General features: G+C 42.9%; 16 protein-coding genes, 1 pseudogene and 1 riboswitch. Of the genes and pseudogenes, 12 read left to right on the top strand and 5 right to left on the bottom strand.

The window, feature by feature from the left end:
* Positions 1 to 257: 257 nt before the first annotated feature.
* The 4 genes from REC12_RS07330 (at position 258) to REC12_RS07315 (ending at position 5,679) form a co-directional block, all read left to right on the top strand.
* Positions 258 to 1,892, top strand: a complete 1,635-nt coding sequence (locus tag REC12_RS07330) for a class I adenylate-forming enzyme family protein (protein WP_308893241.1) — start codon at positions 258 to 260, stop codon at positions 1,890 to 1,892.
* A 288-nt stretch (positions 1,893 to 2,180) separates the two neighbouring features.
* Complete coding sequence (locus REC12_RS07325) at positions 2,181 to 3,020, top strand: ABC transporter substrate-binding protein (protein ID WP_308893240.1); 840 nt, start codon at positions 2,181 to 2,183, stop codon at positions 3,018 to 3,020.
* Between the two features lie 236 nt (positions 3,021 to 3,256).
* Entirely contained in the window at positions 3,257 to 4,879 is a 1,623-nt protein-coding gene (locus REC12_RS07320; RefSeq protein ID WP_308893238.1) for a cell wall-binding repeat-containing protein, read from the top strand.
* Positions 4,880 to 5,085: 206 nt separating this feature from the next.
* A complete protein-coding gene (locus REC12_RS07315; RefSeq protein WP_308893237.1) occupies positions 5,086 to 5,679 on the top strand; it encodes a DUF1003 domain-containing protein in 594 nt (197 codons plus the stop codon).
* 373 nt (positions 5,680 to 6,052) lie between these two features.
* Here the strand turns inward: REC12_RS07315 and REC12_RS07310 are convergent, their stop codons facing one another.
* Positions 6,053 to 6,259, bottom strand: coding sequence for an alpha/beta-type small acid-soluble spore protein (locus tag REC12_RS07310; protein ID WP_308893236.1), 207 nt, complete (start codon positions 6,257 to 6,259; stop codon positions 6,053 to 6,055).
* 332 nt (positions 6,260 to 6,591) lie between these two features.
* On the opposite strand from REC12_RS07310, the gene REC12_RS07305 reads away from it, so the two are divergent.
* Positions 6,592 to 6,858, top strand: coding sequence for a hypothetical protein (locus REC12_RS07305; RefSeq protein WP_308893235.1), 267 nt, complete (start codon positions 6,592 to 6,594; stop codon positions 6,856 to 6,858).
* Between the two features lie 24 nt (positions 6,859 to 6,882).
* Here REC12_RS07305 and REC12_RS07300 read toward each other — a convergent pair whose 3' ends face one another.
* Positions 6,883 to 7,041, bottom strand: coding sequence for a hypothetical protein (locus REC12_RS07300; protein WP_308893234.1), 159 nt, complete (start codon positions 7,039 to 7,041; stop codon positions 6,883 to 6,885).
* A 414-nt stretch (positions 7,042 to 7,455) separates the two neighbouring features.
* Entirely contained in the window at positions 7,456 to 7,668 is a 213-nt protein-coding gene (locus REC12_RS07295; protein WP_308893233.1) for a helix-turn-helix domain-containing protein, read from the bottom strand.
* A 148-nt stretch (positions 7,669 to 7,816) separates the two neighbouring features.
* On the opposite strand from REC12_RS07295, the gene REC12_RS07290 reads away from it, so the two are divergent.
* A complete protein-coding gene (locus tag REC12_RS07290) occupies positions 7,817 to 8,095 on the top strand; it encodes a hypothetical protein (protein ID WP_308893232.1) in 279 nt (92 codons plus the stop codon).
* A 133-nt stretch (positions 8,096 to 8,228) separates the two neighbouring features.
* Here REC12_RS07290 and REC12_RS07285 read toward each other — a convergent pair whose 3' ends face one another.
* Positions 8,229 to 8,906 (bottom strand): C40 family peptidase, encoded by a 678-nt coding sequence (locus REC12_RS07285; RefSeq protein ID WP_308893231.1) that lies wholly within the window; start codon positions 8,904 to 8,906, stop codon positions 8,229 to 8,231.
* A 532-nt stretch (positions 8,907 to 9,438) separates the two neighbouring features.
* Between REC12_RS07285 and REC12_RS07280 the strand changes: the two genes are divergently transcribed.
* The 3 genes from REC12_RS07280 to REC12_RS07270 are packed head-to-tail and all read left to right on the top strand — an operon-like array spanning position 9,439 to position 12,932.
* Positions 9,439 to 10,947, top strand: coding sequence for an efflux RND transporter periplasmic adaptor subunit (locus tag REC12_RS07280; RefSeq protein WP_308893230.1), 1,509 nt, complete (start codon positions 9,439 to 9,441; stop codon positions 10,945 to 10,947).
* A gap of 21 nt (positions 10,948 to 10,968) precedes the next feature.
* Positions 10,969 to 11,712 (top strand): ABC transporter ATP-binding protein, encoded by a 744-nt coding sequence (locus REC12_RS07275; RefSeq protein ID WP_308893229.1) that lies wholly within the window; start codon positions 10,969 to 10,971, stop codon positions 11,710 to 11,712.
* Positions 11,712 to 12,932 (top strand): ABC transporter permease, encoded by a 1,221-nt coding sequence (locus REC12_RS07270; protein ID WP_308893228.1) that lies wholly within the window; start codon positions 11,712 to 11,714, stop codon positions 12,930 to 12,932. Before REC12_RS07275 ends, REC12_RS07270 begins: the two co-directional genes overlap by 1 nt.
* 129 nt (positions 12,933 to 13,061) lie before the next feature.
* Here REC12_RS07270 and REC12_RS07265 read toward each other — a convergent pair whose 3' ends face one another.
* Positions 13,062 to 13,784, bottom strand: a complete 723-nt coding sequence (locus tag REC12_RS07265; RefSeq protein ID WP_308893227.1) for a C40 family peptidase — start codon at positions 13,782 to 13,784, stop codon at positions 13,062 to 13,064.
* 3 nt (positions 13,785 to 13,787) lie between these two features.
* A riboswitch (cyclic di-AMP (ydaO/yuaA leader) is annotated at positions 13,788 to 13,925 on the bottom strand.
* A gap of 440 nt (positions 13,926 to 14,365) precedes the next feature.
* Here REC12_RS07265 and REC12_RS07260 point away from each other — a divergent pair.
* The 3 genes and pseudogenes from REC12_RS07260 to REC12_RS07250 all read left to right on the top strand — a co-directional run.
* Positions 14,366 to 15,064 (top strand): VanW family protein, encoded by a 699-nt coding sequence (locus REC12_RS07260; RefSeq protein ID WP_308893226.1) that lies wholly within the window; start codon positions 14,366 to 14,368, stop codon positions 15,062 to 15,064.
* A 250-nt stretch (positions 15,065 to 15,314) separates the two neighbouring features.
* Positions 15,315 to 16,544, top strand: coding sequence for a D-alanyl-D-alanine carboxypeptidase family protein (locus REC12_RS07255; RefSeq protein ID WP_308893224.1), 1,230 nt, complete (start codon positions 15,315 to 15,317; stop codon positions 16,542 to 16,544).
* A gap of 469 nt (positions 16,545 to 17,013) precedes the next feature.
* Positions 17,014 to 17,212, top strand: a pseudogene (locus tag REC12_RS07250) (DODA-type extradiol aromatic ring-opening family dioxygenase); the annotation flags it as partial.

Genomic DNA, 17,212 nt, shown 5'->3' with positions numbered 1-17,212 from the left:
CTGCCAAGCACTGCGTTATTGTGTGTGCTTGCTGTTTTGGCTGCTCTTAATTTTTGAGATAAACAATTTGCTTCAACATCCATTCCAAAAGAACTTTATGGTTTGAGCTGTATCTGAGGATATAAGAGTCTATTGCTTAACGGGGGACAGAGCTTTATAATTTAGTTTGTATTGTTTAAGAAGTACGGGCTCATACGGTTTATTTTACGTATCATTTTAATGATCTTGTTGTTTGGAAGAACGGGAGGAAAGAGAGAATGCCCATCACGGAATTTTTAGCGCGCAATGCCAAAATTTATGGACAGGAGCTATGTTTGACTGAGATTAACCTGGATCTTCAGGAAAGTCATAATGTCACCTGGCGTGAGTATGAACTGATTGAGAACAACCCGGCGGGGGAATATCGGCGGGAAATGACTTGGGGCGTATTTGACGAAAAAGCAAATCGCCTGGCCAATCTGCTTTTAAAGAGAGGAATAAAAAAAGGGGATAAGGTGGCTATTCTTTTAATGAATTGTTTGGAATGGCTGCCGATTTACTTTGGTATCTTAAAGGCCGGCGCTATTGCCGTTCCCTTGAACTTTCGCTATACGGCTGAAGAAATAAAATATTGTTTAGGTTTATCGGACACCGTCGCCTTGATTTTCGGACCTGAATTTATTGGCCGGGTGGAAACAATTTGTGATCAAATACCTAAGGTAAAAACGCTTTTCTTTGCGGGAGAGGATCGCCCTTCCTTTGCGGAAAATTATGACCGCCTGACAGCCAATTGTTCCTCTGATGCCCCCAATATTAAACTTAGCGATGAAGATGATGCGGCAGTGTATTTTTCCTCGGGAACTACGGGGTTTCCCAAAGCGATCCTGCATACGCACCAGAGCCTGATGTCGGCATGCTATACGGAAGCTGAACACCACAGTCAAACGCGGGAAGATAATTTTTTATGTATTCCGCCGCTGTATCATACCGGTGCCAAAATGCACTGGTTCGGCAGTTTGCTGTCCGGGAGTAAAGCAGTGCTCTTGCGTGGGGTTAAGCCTGAATGGATACTTAAAACCGTTTCCGAAGAAAAAATTACGATTGTCTGGCTTTTGGTTCCCTGGGCTCAGGATATTCTGGATGCTATAGAGCGGGGGGATGTAAGGCTGGAAGATTATGAACTTACTCAGTGGAGGCTGATGCATATTGGCGCGCAGCCGGTACCGCCCAGTTTGATCCGCCGTTGGAAAAAACAATTTCCCAATCATCTATATGATACAAATTACGGTTTAAGCGAATCAATTGGCCCGGGATGTGTCCACCTGGGCACCGGGAATATTCATAAAGTCGGCGCTATCGGCATACCGGGTCACAACTGGGATGTTAAAATTACTGACGAAAATGGAGGCGCTATTCCCCTTGGACAAGTTGGGGAATTAGTTGTCAAAGGACCGGGTGTCATGAAATGCTACTACAAAGATCCTGAAGCGACGGCAGCCGCAATCAAAAACGGTTGGCTGTTTACCGGAGATATGGCCCGGATGGACAAAGACGGCTTTATTTATCTGGTTGACCGCAAAAAAGATGTGATTATCAGTGGGGGAGAGAATTTATATCCGGTGCAGATTGAGGATTTTATCCGCGCTCATAAGGCGATAAAAGATGTCGCGGTCATTGGTTTACCGCATGAGCGCCTGGGTGAGATTGCCGCCGCAATCATAGAACTAAAGCCGGATTGTTTATGTACCGAAGAAGAGATCCAAGCATTCTGCGCCCCCATGCCGCGTTACAAACGACCGCGCAAAATCATTTTTGACATAGTTCCCCGCAATCCTACCGGCAAAATTGAAAAGCCGCGCTTAAGGGAAAAATACGGCGGATCAAGTTTGGTGGCCATTCAAACAGAGAAATAATAATTTCTTGCCATAGCCTTGCGGCCTGTAAGGCAATCCAGAAATCTGGAAGTTTGCTGTTTAAGTTGGGAAACTAAGCAGTAGAAGTAAGCAGCAAAAGCGGCCCGGACGTTGATGACGATCCGGCCGTTTTTCTTTTGAAGGTTAAACGGTCAGGCGGTGATTCACCCTGCGGCTCTTAAATTCTCTTTTAGCTGAGCGGACTCAAATAGAGGAATTTGTAGGTTTAAATGGAATTATAGACGACAATGCTATGACAGACATTTAGTTTTGGGGAGGGGTTGGCTAGTGTCAATTCATGATGTTCGTCCAAAAGCGGTTTCCAGAATTATTTCTTTAGTTCCTTCAGCAACCGAGATTTTATATTTTTTAGGCCTGGAAGAACTTGTGAGCGGGGTAACGGAACATTGCAATTATCCGGAGAAAGCCAGCTTTAAAGACAAAGTCGGTACATTTGCTCATCCTCAGCTATCGAAAATTCTTGCTCTTCAGCCAGATATTGTTCTGGCGGATCCGGCTCTGCACAACAGGCTTATAGAGGAGCTGCAAAATAATAAAATTTCCATTCTTGCTGCCACCCCTGTCAATATCGAAGATGTTTTTGCTTTGATGAATAACTTAGGAGAAATTACGCAAAGGGAAATTACCGTACAACCAATCGTAGGTCAATTGAAAGAGAGAGTGGCCAAACTCAGATCAAAATCCGCTCTTCGCCGGCCAAGGGTCTTTCGCTTAATGAATACCGATCCCTTTTTTACTCCGGGCCCAAAGTCCTTTCAATACGATGCTTTAAAGATTGCCGGAGCTCACTTAATGGATTTTCAGTCCGATGCTCCTTATGTTAAGGTCACGTGGGATCAAATCAAAGAATTTGACCCGGAGGTGATTCTGTTTTGCGGCGTAGAAAAAGAGCAGCCCAAACCCTTAAGATGTAAAGGCTGCAGCGCTAAGAACCCCGTTTGCCAAAGAACTGTGGATGATATCGTAACTGAAGAATGGAGAGGAATTACAGCGGTGCGCAAGAACAACCTTTACCCTATTTCCTGTGCCACCATATGCAGACCCGGTCCAAGACTAATTGACGGAATAGAGAAGCTGCACAGGCTGTTGCAAACTATCAATTCATAGTGTTCAGAGGAAATTATCCGCTGACTAATCCGCTCTAAAACTCCCGCTTTGGCAAGCGGTGAGTTAAGAGCGGCTAAGTCCCTGGATAAGTGCGACTAAGATTCAGATGGAGTAAAACTCCACCTGAATCAAGTCTTCTTTATCCAATTATTTCTTTGTCCTCTGTTTTCTTGTTCTCAAGGGTGGGTGGTGGTATAGTTTATCTAAGAAAACTTGAAAGAGGGGAAATGTTTCTAATGAAGAAAAAATTAGCGTCTATGTTTCTCGCCCTAATATTCACAGCCTCTTCGGCGCTGCCAGCGCTAGCCGCAACTAGTACGACGACCATTTCTCCTACAATTAACAGAATTTCAGGTCAAGATCGCTACGAAACATCAGCGGCGATTGCCGAACGAGGTTGGCCGAATGGCTCCGCAAACTGTATTTTAGCCTTTGGGGGTGGTTATACCGACAGCCTGGCTGCGGCACCTTTAGCCAAAAAATATGATGCGCCCATATTACTGACTGAGAGTGCGTCGCTTACGCCGGTTACTAAACAAACCTTGATTGATTTGAAGACTAAAAATGTCACAATTGTGGGCGGCACGGGAGTTATTTCAGCGTCAGTCGATGCGGAATTACAAGCCATGGGGATCACCACAACCAGAGTATTCGGAAACGATAAATACGAAACTTCAATTGCCGTCGCTAAACAAGTCACTTCGACTCCCTTGGTAATCTTTGTTTGCACTGCGGATGATTTTTCAGATGCCCTTTCCATCTCGCCGATTGCCTCAATAAAAAAAGATCCGATAATTTTAGTGTCTAAGAGTGATATGCCCGAATCAGTTAAGGATTATCTGTCTGACTGCAAAAATATCGTCACGTCCTATGTCATTGGTTCAACGGAGGAAATAGACGATACGGTTGCCGGTCAATTTCCCAATGTGGAAAGAATTTCAGGAGCCGACAGCTACGGCACCAATATTGCGGTCAACAAGGAATTTGCCACTGTTTTTAATCCCAACACTACAACCTTAGCTTCGGGAGAGCAATTTCCCGATGCTTTAAGCGGCAGTACCCTGGCTACGAAACTATCCGCTCCTATCGTTTTGGTAAATAACGATTCACCCAGTGATACAAAAATTTACTATCAGCAACGAATAGCAAATGCCATCCCAATGAACAACTCGGCTCCTAATGTTTACGTTTTTGGAGGACCCGCTGTTGTTTCTGACGATCTGTTACAAAACTTGAGTCAGCCGATTACCGTAAGCCACTTAAGCTCCGTCAATGTGACAACAACGGCAGGGAACGCTCCAGTGCTGCCTTCTACCTTAACTGCCACGATGAGTGACGGCACGACCCAGACGGTTAATGTCACTTGGGCAACCGTTACCTCAAATCAGTATAACGTAAAGGGCGCCTTTCTTGTCCTTGGCACCATCCTCGAATCAACGACCGTCAAAGCAACCGCCACGGTTACGGTTGTGGATGCAAATACCATTCTGCCCGCAACTGTTGATCAAGTACAGCAAGATATCTTAGGCACATGGAAAACTTCAGATGGCAAGTACACCTTGGAATTTAAAGATGACGGTACTCTAGTAGAAACCCAAATACTTACCGGCTATACTACAGTCTATAACGATAAATATTCTTTCCCGAATCCTACGCTGATTAAACTCGAAAATTCCAATTGGGCTGAAGAAGATAATTTCGCTTTAAGCGGAAGACGCTTGGAAATTTTCAATTTGGGTATTACCCGTATAGCCGGAAATTCAAGTAATACTATCAATCCCAATGACTACAGCTATCCTGTTAGTTTGGGCAATTCCTCCTCCGATTCATTTAACTATGTGTTCCTAAAAGTTGATTAGCTTTAACTTGATTTTGACCAAGACACTGACCAGGACATTTTGATGTTCTGGTTTTTTTTATGAGCATTTTTTCCCTAACTCTAGTTAAATTAAGGCCCCAAAAGGCAACTAAGGCTAAGAATTTTCAAAGCGCAGGTTCGTTCAGGAATTCATTGAAAATCCAGGGGGCATAATTATACCTAATAAAAGTTTCAAGGAGTTCAAAGATGAGAGAAACTAGTAGGGAAATCCCTTCAAATGACTTTGAGGATGCATCTATCTTCGAAGGTTTTGATATTGAACTTCATAAAAAAGACGTCCAGCGAATTGACCGTTTAGTTGATGATTACGAAAAGATTATTTTAAGTCGCCTTGAGGAGGAATATTCCAGCAAGACAACCTATCCCGACCGCCTTGCCGATCGTATCGCCCAGTTCGGAGGGAGCTGGAAGTTTATTTTTTGTTTCGGCGCATTTTTAATTGTCTGGACAATTTGGAATGCTCTCGTGTTAACTAAAGCTTTTCATTTTGACGAACCGCCATTTATTCTTTTGAACTTATGTTTGTCCTTTATCGCCGCATTTCAAGCCCCTGTGATTATGATGAGTCAAAACCGCCAAACCGCCCGTGATAAACATGAGTCGGTTATCGATTTTGCTATCAATTATAAAGCAGAATTGGAAATTGACGATATTCAAAGTCACCTGCACCGAATTGAAGCTGAAGAAAAGAAAAACTTGCAGCAGGTTAAATTCGAATTTTTACAGATCAGGCTCCTTCTTGAGTCCCTTGAGTCCAAGCTGGAAAATTACATTAAATAGGACCGGGCGCTTTGGCCTGGTCCTATGGAACGATATGAGCTCTATTATTCAAGATTTAGAAAACGATGCCCATAGCAATAAGCATAAGAATAGCAACAACTACAATTGCAACACCGCAGCCGAATATTAACATCTTCCAACATCCTTCCCTTCCAATATATTACATAATATTCCTGGTCATTTCGTCTGATACAAAGGAAAGGGGAGTAAAAGGAAGGCGTATTGTTTACTTTCCGATAAGTGAAAAGGCTTCCTAAGTCGTACTGACAAAGAAGCCTTTTCTACAAGAAAATATACTAATTTAAATCAATGTTGCCAGACCGCATTGTATTGGAATATCTCAATGCGATCCGGTAAGTCTTAGTTGAAATAATTAGATTTTGCTGCCGCTTTTAAGATGTTCTTCCGCAAATTGAATCATCCGTTTGGTCATTTGTCCGCCTACTGAGCCATTTTCGCGACTCGTGCGGTCACCGCCAAGTTGAACTCCCATTTCATTGGCGACCTCATATTTGAATTGATCCAATTGTTGCCAAGCCCCTTGAGCTGCCGGTGTATTCGTACTTCGTTCTCCTGCCATAAATTATGTGCCTCCTTTTAAGTAAGTAATGGATTCTGAAATTATTTTATCCAGATACTTATTCTTAACTCCTGGTAATGTTTATCAAGGCAAAATTTCTCAGGCACAGAAAATTTGCCAGGGTACCTTTGATTTAAGACCTGGCAAATAAAATTCGCTGAAGTTTTTGGTGACCACATTATAAAAAACCTAATATGGACAAAGAAATAAATGGATGTTAACAGAAAAAAGAAGGTCAATTGGCAGGAATTGTAGAATAGAATTGAAATGATACAAATTTGATGGTGTGAAGCTCTGCCAGGCTATAACAACCTAACGGGAGGAAGGGTAAAATGAACGAAGATATGGCGATTATTGAAGGAGTATACGATGTCATTTTACCTGAAGTGCCTGCATCCCTGCACAGATGGGGCAGAAAAGTGTGGCTTCGCGACATTGAAATCGGGGCCAAAGGAAAACTTTTATTTTATGAAGATGGAATATGCAATGTTACCAGCCTGAGCAAAATTACAAATATCATAAAAAACCTGGATCATTTGGAGATTTATACGCAAAGCAGTATCTATAAACTTCGACTCTTGCCAAGCCAGCCGAATTAATCAACTAGCGTTAACCATGTCAGTTTAAATTTTGCCTTCTAAATCTTCCATCATTTTAAGAATTGAATATAAAGCATTAAATTTGATGTGGTCCTCTTTTGTTGATCCATTGATTCCATTGACCTTTTCACACTCGAACTTTACCTTTTTTAATAATTCATTCCACATTTTTTCGTAATTCATATAGTTCACTCCTTCATACCTTCATAGATCATATCCAATAACCATATTATCTGCAAACTCTAACAGCAGGCATAAGCGTAGCAAAAGGCTAATGTACGACATTGTTTTGTCTCGATATCTGTTTTATGATTAAGTGTTTCTAATCCATATGCTTTTTATTCTGAACTTAAAGTCTGACCATCAGTGGAATCATCCAACACAATACATCAATATAAGATACCGACTCGGCCGAGAAAGAAAAGGAAAGCTATTTTTCCTGACAAACTTATGGATTAAGAGAAAATTTTCCAAAAGGAAGCCGGTCTATGAAATGGCCCGCTTCTTTTTGGAACAGGGATTGTAAAAAGGGTACTTGATTCTATCTGGTTGATGCCATCGCGATGAAACTAACAAAACATGAGCTGACTCGATAGATTAGAAATCAAAAAGATCCTTTGGAGAAACATCTAAAGCTAGTGCGATCTTATAAATATTGTCTAGAGAAACGTTTCTTACTCCCCGCTCAATATCTGAAATATATGTTCTGTGTAAGTTACTGCTGAATGCAAGCTCTTCCTGGGAGATACCGTTTTCTTGTCTCAACTTTCGAACATGCCTTCCGAAAAGAATTCGAATATTATCTGTCACTTAATTTACTGCCACCTCATTGACATCGCACTTATTCGAATGATAGAATCTTTGTAGTTATTGCGTCTACAGACGATAAGTGACATAGGGTTTTTTATATTTCGCAGACTATGGTTAGAGAACCGGAATTTTAGAATAAAAAGTAATAATGCCCCAAATATTTAGGGAAAAGGAAGAAATTAGGGAATACATTCATGTAATTTATTACTTTTCGATACTATTCTATTTTAAGGGAAAGGAAGAAAAAATGAACGAAAAGATAGAAAAATTATGTGGGGATTTAATTGATAATTTAACAGTAATTAAAGGGTACTTGGATTTAGGTAAAATAAGAACAGGTAAAGGTTTAGACGAATTGAGAGAGGAAATAGAGAGTTTTGACAAATCCCTAAAAGAACTTATTGACGAGATACATACTACGAATTAAAGGTTGCCTTCTTGCCAATAAGACCCTAAAATGAAGCAACAGAAGTTAAAGAGCAACAGCTGAGAAGAAAGCTGTTGCTCTTGTTTTACTTATAACATTGCCATTAAAAGGGCCACCAGAGGGTCTCAAAGTGCTAAAATACGCTTTTAGCTCCTAAATATAGCGATTGCCAGTAAGGGCCGATGGGGTAGATTGTCACTCCCTTGGAACTGGAGGCATTGATGAACTGGTTGTTTCCAATGTAAATACCAACATGATCTACTGTTCCACTCTGGTCTGTGGAGAAGAAGATCAAGTCGCCGGGCTGCAAATTATTGAAATTCACAGATGTTCCGGTAGTATACTGCTCACTGGAAACCCTGGGTAAAGTAATCCCATTTTGAGCAAAAACATATTGAACAAAGCCGGAACAGTCAAAACCGGTGGTGGGAGATTCACCACCCCATTGATAAGGAGCTCCAATGTATTTTTCGGCAGTAGCAATGATGGCGCTCGCTTTAGCAGTATACTGTTTCTCCGTATAAGTGCTGTTTAAAGCGTTGCTTGTGTTTGTGCCAACGATACCGTCCGCGCTTAAAGAGTTTGCTTTTTGAAAAGCAACAACTCCTGCTTCGGTTTTTACTCCGAAGATGCCATCAGCCGCTCCGACATTATACCCTAGATAATTCAGCTCGGTTTGCAATTGTACGACACTGGAACCGGTTGAACCCATTTTCAATAGGGTATATCCTTGAGATGCTTGAGCTGTCTGAACTAATCCTAAAATGAAAAAGTTCGCAAGAATAAATAGGATAACCAGTCGCTTTGTCATAGAACAACTCCTTTATGATTTATTAGGAAACTTAGGGATATGACAAAATCTATTATACAAAAGAAAACTGAACATGCTGTCTGGAAATTATTTAAAAGCTATGGGAAAATTATTAACAATTCTTTAAGGCCTTTTAATTAAGCGGTTTAGGTTTATAACACAATTCTTTTCAAACCATGAACTTTAGTGCCCGAACCCGGATCAGCGACGACTGAATATTTAGTGGCTTTATTTCAACCCTTCTCTGGCTTATTTAGTCTAAAAAGGCTATACAAATTGATTCGAATTTCATAAGTGATTAAAACAGAATAAAAATTATCCTATTTAAAATCATAAAACGTTTAGAACATATAATTGTTTATTTTCTAGAAATCAATGGTAAGAAAGTTAATAAATCTAGAGTTTTATCGCTTGATCTTCATAGATTATTCACACATTCCTCTGTTTAATATGGTAAGATCTCAATTGCTACACAAAATCTTCTTTGGAATCTTTAATAAGAACATTAATTATTAACAGGAGTGTGCTGATTATGAAAAAAAGACCGATTGATTATGTTATTTCGGGTGTCTTGATAATAGCGGTGGCTCTAGTAGGCGGAAATATATTTTATAACACTCAAAATGCCAAAGCATCTACTCCAAGTTATATTACCGGCAACGTACGCATAGGGACTGTTGAAAAATCCGTCAGCGCTACAGGAACAATTCAAGCGCTCAACCAATACGATTTGTCTTCGAGCAGCGGAGGAAAAATTACTGAGATTGATGTTAAGGTTGGGGATCAAGTCAAATCCGGACAGGTCTTGGCAAAATTAGACCCAACTCAGGCTCAGCAACAAGTAACCCAAGACCAGAATGCTCTGACTCAAGCCCAATTAAAGCTAAATCAGCTTTACGCGCCTCCCTCAGAAGTTAATGTCTTAAATGCCCAAAGTGCGGTGCTTAAGGCTCAATCAAGTGAAGCCAGCGCCCTGAGCAATTTGCAAACCCTCGAAAGTTATAAAAGCTCCGCTACCCTCAAAGCGGCGATTCAAAAGCTGCAAGCAGCCGGGCAAGGCTCAAATTCCCAACTTTCAACGCTGCAAGATTACCTGGATAATACGGCGGATTTAAACTCAGCCATATCACAGGCCTCTATCAGCTACCAGTTGGCCCAGGCAGATTTGAAAACAGCAGAGGCTCAGGTCAGCCAAGCGAATGCCGGACCTAGCAGCACCGATGTTCAACTGGCTCAAAATCAGGTCGATCAAGCGAAAACAACCTTGAGCAGTGCTCAGGAAGCTTTAGACAGTGCTGTAATTAAAGCGCCTGCGGACGGAACCGTGACGGCCGTTAATGGTCAAGTCGGAGGAAGCCCTTCAGGAAGTTCCGGAAACGGCAGCTCAGGAAATAGTCAAGGGAGCAGCTCCGGCAGCAGTGCCTTTATTTCCATGATCGGCACTTCAGATACGATGCAAGTTGTTGTTCCCGTCAATCAGGTAGATATCGCTAAGGTCAGTGTCGGTCAGTCAGCTAATATTACTTTGGATGCCTATCAAGGCCAAACCTTTTCAGGGAGTGTGACTCAAGTGAGTCCCACGGGTACTTCTCAAAGCGGTGTAACGACCTTTAATGTAACAGTTAATGTTGCTAATCAAGACAATGAAATGAAATCCGGAATGAGCGCTAACGTGACAATTATTGTTGCCGAAAAGCAAAACGTTCTGACAGTCCCCAGTTCGGCAATTCATACAAACGGTTCCCAAGAAACTGTTTCTTTGCTTTCAAGCGGTTCATCTGTTCCCGTCGTTCGTACGGTTCAAACAGGGCTTGACGATGGCAAAAACGTCGAAGTCGTTCAAGGACTTGAGGAAGGGGATAAAGTCGTCATAGGAACTCGGAGCACCCAGACGAAAGACTCTCAGACCTCACAGACAGGTAATTCTCTAAATAAAGCCCTTAGCGGAAGCAACGGCAGCTACGGCGGCGGTTACAGCGGAGCCGGTGGTGGCAGAGGCAGCTTTACAGGCGGCAATGGCGGCTCATTCAGCCGGTCCTAATCTTAGGAAGCAGGTGATAGGATGATTATTCTTAAAGATATAGTCAAAATTTATAAAACAGGAGATATAGAGCTCAGAGCGCTTTCCGGAATTAACCTGACAGTGGAAGATGGAGAATTTGTTGCCATTATGGGACCTTCCGGCTCAGGCAAATCGACTATGATGAATATTCTCGGTTGTTTGGATACCGCTACCTCGGGAGAATTTTTGCTCGATAATTTAAATATCAAGCACACCCGCGAGGATGATTTGGCCGAAATCCGCAATCGGAAGATAGGCTTTGTTTTCCAGAGCTTCAACCTTTTAGCGCGAACAAGCGCTTTGGAAAACGTAGAATTGCCGATGCTTTATAACGGGATCAGCGCAGGGGAACGAAGACTCAAAGCTATAAACGCCCTGGCGGCCGTCGGCCTCTCCGAGCGTATCGACCATAAACCCAATGAACTGTCAGGCGGGCAACAGCAGCGGGTTGCCATTGCCCGCTCCCTCGTCAACAAACCCGCGATCCTTATGGCCGATGAACCGACAGGCAATCTGGACAGTACGTCGAGCATCGAAATCATGAGCATTTTTCAACAGCTCAACGCCATAGGAATAACGATTGTCCTGGTTACTCACGAATCGGATATTGCCCAATACAGCAAACGAATTATCCATTTTAAAGATGGCCGCATTGACCGGGACGAGACTGTCAAAAACCGAAGCATTGCTCAAGGCGGCTATCTAAAACTGGACGAACACTGGCACAGGGAGGTGGCCAGCTAATGAATTTTCTTGAGAACATCAGGATTGCCCTGCGCGGCCTGAAATCCAACAAACTTCGCTCGATTCTCACAATGTTAGGCATCATTATCGGAGTAGGCGCCGTGATTATTATGGTATCCATCGGCCAGGGAGCAAAAGCTTCCGTTGCCGGACAAATTCAAGGGCTCGGATCAAACCTGCTCATTGTGTCCCCTGGACAGTCCAACACTGGAGGCGTCAAGGGGGGAAGCGGAAGTTTAACTAATATGACTATGGATGATGTTAATGCGATTAAAAGCGGAGCTAATGATGTGTCTAATGTAGCACCCTCGGCCAGCAAACAAGTTCAAGTCGTTTTCGGGAGTCAGAATACTAGTACGCAGGTCATCGGAACAACACCTTCTTATGCAGACGTCCGCAATCAGCAGGCAAGTATTGGACGGTTTTTCACAGACCAGGAAAATCAAAATAATGCCCAGGTTGCTGTCATCGGCACTACTGTTGTTCAAGACTTAACGGGCAGCCCGAATACCAATATGGTAGGACAAACCATCAACATTGACCAAGTGCCTTTTGAAATTATCGGGGTGTTGCAAAGCAAAGGATCAAGTGGAACAAGCAACAACGACGATCAAATCCTGGTCCCCATCTCTTCAGCGCAAAATCGGCTTATTGGCTCTAAAAGCATCCGGACGATTTATGTTGAAGCGAAAAGTTCCGATTTAATGACTGCGGCCAGTGCTGAAACATCCCAGATTTTAAGGCAACAGCATGGCCTGACCGGAAGTGAAGCTAATGATTTTACAGTCACAAGTCAATCGGACATCTTGTCAACTGCGGAAGGAGTTTCTCAATCCTTAACCCTCTTGCTCAGCGGAGTAGCCGCCATCTCTCTTTTAGTCGGCGGAATCGGAATCATGAACATTATGTTGGTATCCGTGACGGAACGTACAAGAGAAATTGGGATTCGCAAAGCAATCGGTGCCAAACGAAAAACGATTATGCTGCAATTTCTGATTGAGGCGGTTATCATAAGTATGCTGGGCGGCATTATAGGCATTCTCTTTGGGGCCGGGGGAGCAGAACTATTGAGTAAATTGGAAGGTATGTCCACCCAAGTTTCCACCTCTCCTATCGTCATGGCCTTTGCCTTTTCGGCTGCTATTGGAATAATTTTTGGAGTATTCCCAGCGCAAAAGGCAGCAAAATTAAACCCCATTGACGCCCTGCGTTTCGAATAGATACAGCAAACAGTTTTGACCGGAATCGGGAGCAAACAATTCCCCGGTATGTTGATGCTTAATGAGCTCAGCCTACTGGGGAATTTCCAGTTTGTTTGCTTAAGCTCACGGGATGGAGAACTAAGGGTATTAGCCATACCTGCGGGCGCCGAGATAATGACTGGTATAAAAGCTATTGCTGAGGTTTGTGATAGTTACCCCAACACGAGGGTTATCGGCGTGAACAAAACGTCCCCCGCCAATATATATTCCCACATGAGAAGCTCCTTTAGAATAGGTCGTAAAAAATACTAAGTCACCGGGCTGAAGCTCATCTTTACTGACGGCAACACCTGAAGCATATTGCGCGTAAGAGGTGCGGGGCAGAGAGATACCGGACCCTGAGTATATGTATTGGGTGAATCCTGAACAGTCAAAACCCGTTCGCGATGTTCCCCCAAAAACATAAGGTGTTCCCACTAAACTGAGTGCATGATCAATCATCTCGGAAAAACTGCTGCTCCCGCGAGACACTTTTTCTGCTGGCTGAGTTTTAGACGGTGAGGCTTGAGCTATTTGTACCGGTTGTGTGCTGTTGCCTGGTGAACTGCTTTCGTTTTGGTTATTGTTTGTTGGAGTCGGGTCCGCTTCCTTAGTTGTTGCCATAACCTTTGTCCCGACATTCGCTTGAGACTGCTGATGTAAGAAGCGGGGAACGCTGGCCGGTCCGGAATAATCGGCCAAAGACACCGGGGCCAATAAAGGACTGGCAGACAAAGTCTGAGACGTTGACGGAGCTAAAACATTACCTGTCAAAAGCATTCCGGAAAGAATAACTCCGGATAGCCGAGACAGGCCTGGGGACAATTTCATTCTGTTTTCACCTTTCTTAGCTTACGAGGTTAGTTGACGGATTCGGGCAGGAAGGTTTAAGCCCTACGCGTTTATCACGTGATTCACCCCATTGGAAAATTCCCCCGCTCTAGGGTAACCTAGATTCAGCTTTTTTTGTTATAGTTCATAAAGCTGAAAATTCGACAATATATCTGAATATCCTGCAATAAATACTATGCAATATCTGGAAAAAAACAAAATTTGAAAGTAAACCTGCCAAAATAAGCTTCCGGAAGCCTCGGCAGGTAAAATGTAACATTATATGCTAATATTACGTTGGTTTTTCTCAATAATCTAACAGGCTATTGCAAAAAATATGAATGTAGTTTAATGATTATGGAATTGCTGATTCCGATCCCTTTGATCCTTTTAACGTTTCTTAGAAAGATCCAGAGGGAGTGAAGAAAAGATTGCTAAAATATCACCGCCATAAACTAATTCTGGCAATATGCTTGTTTATTGTAATTTTATCTGGTTTTAAAGCTGTCTCCGTTACAAAATTTCCTAATGTTTCTCAGCTATCCATTCCGAGCGATCTCAAGAAAATAGCAGGACAAAGTTTGTCCGAGCAAACCGCAGTAAGGAACATAGTCCTAAATGCACCTGCTCAACAAGGGGCTAAAAGGCCGAAGTCCCCGGCTGCAACCGGAGTTATCGGTGAATATAGCACGAAATTTGATATTAGGGAAAAAAACCGTTCCAGAAATTTAACCTTGGCAGCGCAAGCCCTTAACAATAAAATAATATATCCGGGAAACGTATTTTCTTTCAATAGCACAGTCGGCGAGCGAACTTTAAAAAAAGGATACAAAGACGCCTATATTTTAAGCAAGAACCGCTATATTTCTGCTATTGGTGGAGGAATATGCCAGGTTTCTTCAACCTTATATAATGCCGTGTTGTTGGCAGATCTGCCGGTTGTTGAACGTGTTCCTCACCAAGTGCCTATTGTATATGCACCGTTAGGGCAAGATGCTACAGTATACTATCCGAGGATAGATTTCAAATTTAAGAATAACACGAACAGTCCCATTTACATTCGCGCCAAAGTTCAGTCAGGCCTATTAACGTTGCAAATTTATGGTGAGAAAACCGGCAAAATAGTTCAGATAAAGCCGCAGATTATCAAAACCATTAAAGGCCGTGCCGGCTCAAAAGGATACGTTGTTAAGACATGGAAAATTGTTAAAGACGCTCAGGGACATGTCACTAAATCATTGCTCAGCCACGATATATATGCACCTTTAATTAAAAAATAACCGGTCAACTCCTTCGTTTGACGTTGCCGTAAAGGCCGTAAAGGCTCAATTCTTGCCTTAAGTACACAATAAGGCGAGTTGCTTCCTGGAAGCAACTCGCCTTATCTTATGTCGATTGATCCTCTTTCATGCTTCAACAGTCAAGCTTTTGAAAAAATATGGCAGCAAATAAATATTGTTGTAAGATTGAACTTCTTGTAGAATAGAATTAGTTTCGATATCTTTCCAAAAAAGAACTAGGAGGTTTCTCATGACTGTTTCTCCGAAGTTGAAAACTTCAAAAACCAGATCTCCCAAGCCCAAAGGTCCCCTGATTTTGCTCATAGTAATTTTAATTATTGTGGCTGGTATCGTACAGGTCAGTCGTTCCTATCCTGACATAGAGGTGAAACCGCTATCTCAGGATATCACATTGCCCGGTCAATTGTCTGTCAGCTTCCCTGATCAGGGTGAATCAGCCGTGGGTACGGAAAATTTGGGGGTTGTCGCTGCAAGTGATCAGCAAATTTCCGTCCCTATTGCTAGCTTGACAAAAATGATGACAGCTTATTTAGTACTTAAAGAACATCCTTTAAAACCAGGGGAGGATGGGCCCAGTTTAACGATCAATGCCCAAGATTTAGCCGATTATCAGAATGGTGTCAAAAACGGTTATTCCGTTTTGCCTGTTGCTCAAGGAGAAACCTTGAGTGAGCGACAGCTTTTAGAAGGCTTAATGCTGCCATCGGGGGATAATATCGCAACGACTCTCGCCCGCTGGGTGTCGGGAACAGAAGCCGCTTTTGTTACCAAAATGAATGAAACGGCTAAATCCCTGAGTATGAAAGATACCCACTATGACGACCCCAGTGGTGTGAGTACTACAACGGTAAGCAGCGCGGTCGATCAAATTAAAATAGCTCAGGCTGCGATGGAAGATCCCGTTTTCCAGGAAATTGTTGCTATGCCCCAGGCTACGCTTCCTGTAGCCGGTACGGTGTACAACGTTAACTCCATGCTGGGGAAACATGGAGTTGTGGGAATTAAGACCGGCTCAACCACTCCGGCCGGCGGTTGTTTTGTCTCGGCAACGCCCGTAGTCGTCGGCAAAGAAAAGCATTTTATTATAGCGGCAGTGTTAGGCCAAAAAACCGCTCAGTCTTTACAAAGCGCTTTAGAGTCTAATGTCCAAATTTTAGACCAGGTGCGTTCGCAGTTTAAGCTCTATCCTGTAACACCGCCGGCAGGATTTGGTCAGGTGACAAGTGCTTGGAATTCTTCCAGTGATTTAAAAACAAGTCAGGCCATCCAAGTTTTTGGCTATCCGGGCATGAAAGTGACACTTTCAATCACCAACGTTAAGACAGGGTTGCCGATCAATGCAAATGAGAATGTAGCGACGTTGAAAATCAGTGCAGGTTCACAAACCCAGACGGTTAAACTTAGCAGCACGAAGCCAATACAACCGCCGTCAATCCTTTGGAAACTTATTAGATACTAAAGATCTGAAAATCAGAATAGAGACTTTGTTTTTAACAAGAGGCGTTTTATTGCGCCTCTTGTTTGCTTAGAAAATACATTTTTGTTGGCCCGCTTCCTTTATGCTTTTAAACAGCAAGGCTTACTTAAAAAGGATTGTTTAGCCAAATCTCTCCATAGGTTAATAAAGCAGACTTGATTCAGGTGGAGTTTTTAACTCCCTCTGAATCTTAGTCGCACTTATCCAGGGACTTAGCCGCTCTTAACTCACCGCTTGCCGAAGCGGGTGTCTTAGAGCGGATTAGTCAGCGGATCACTCGATTTTTGTTATCTGGCACGACGGTACGTGCTGCTATAGGTGTCCATTGTTTTGTTTTGGCGTGTCTTCAATACTTGAGTAATTGCTTGTTGGAGGTAAGTTGGTTTTGGTGTGTAGAAGAGGGTTGGGGTTTTTTAGTGGTTGCGAGGTTACCGGAAAGGAGGATTTGATCATGAGTTTAGTTTACATAGGTTTTGTCCCGCATCCACCTATCGTTGTACCCGAAATCGGGGGGCGGAGAAGTGCAAAAATGCCGTGCCACTTTGGATGCCTACCGTGAGCTGGCCCGTAGGCTTGTTCAGGCGGATATTGAGAGTGTAATCCTGGTGTCACCTCACGCGCCGCTTATCAAGGCCGGAATAACACTTTTT

Origin of the sequence: Candidatus Desulfosporosinus nitrosoreducens (assembly GCF_030954495.1) — a bacterium.
Classification (GTDB): Bacteria; Bacillota; Desulfitobacteriia; order Desulfitobacteriales; family Desulfitobacteriaceae; genus Desulfosporosinus; species Desulfosporosinus nitrosoreducens.
Note: the sequence above shows the minus strand (reverse complement) of the source record. Positions and strands in the feature narration are given on the sequence as shown.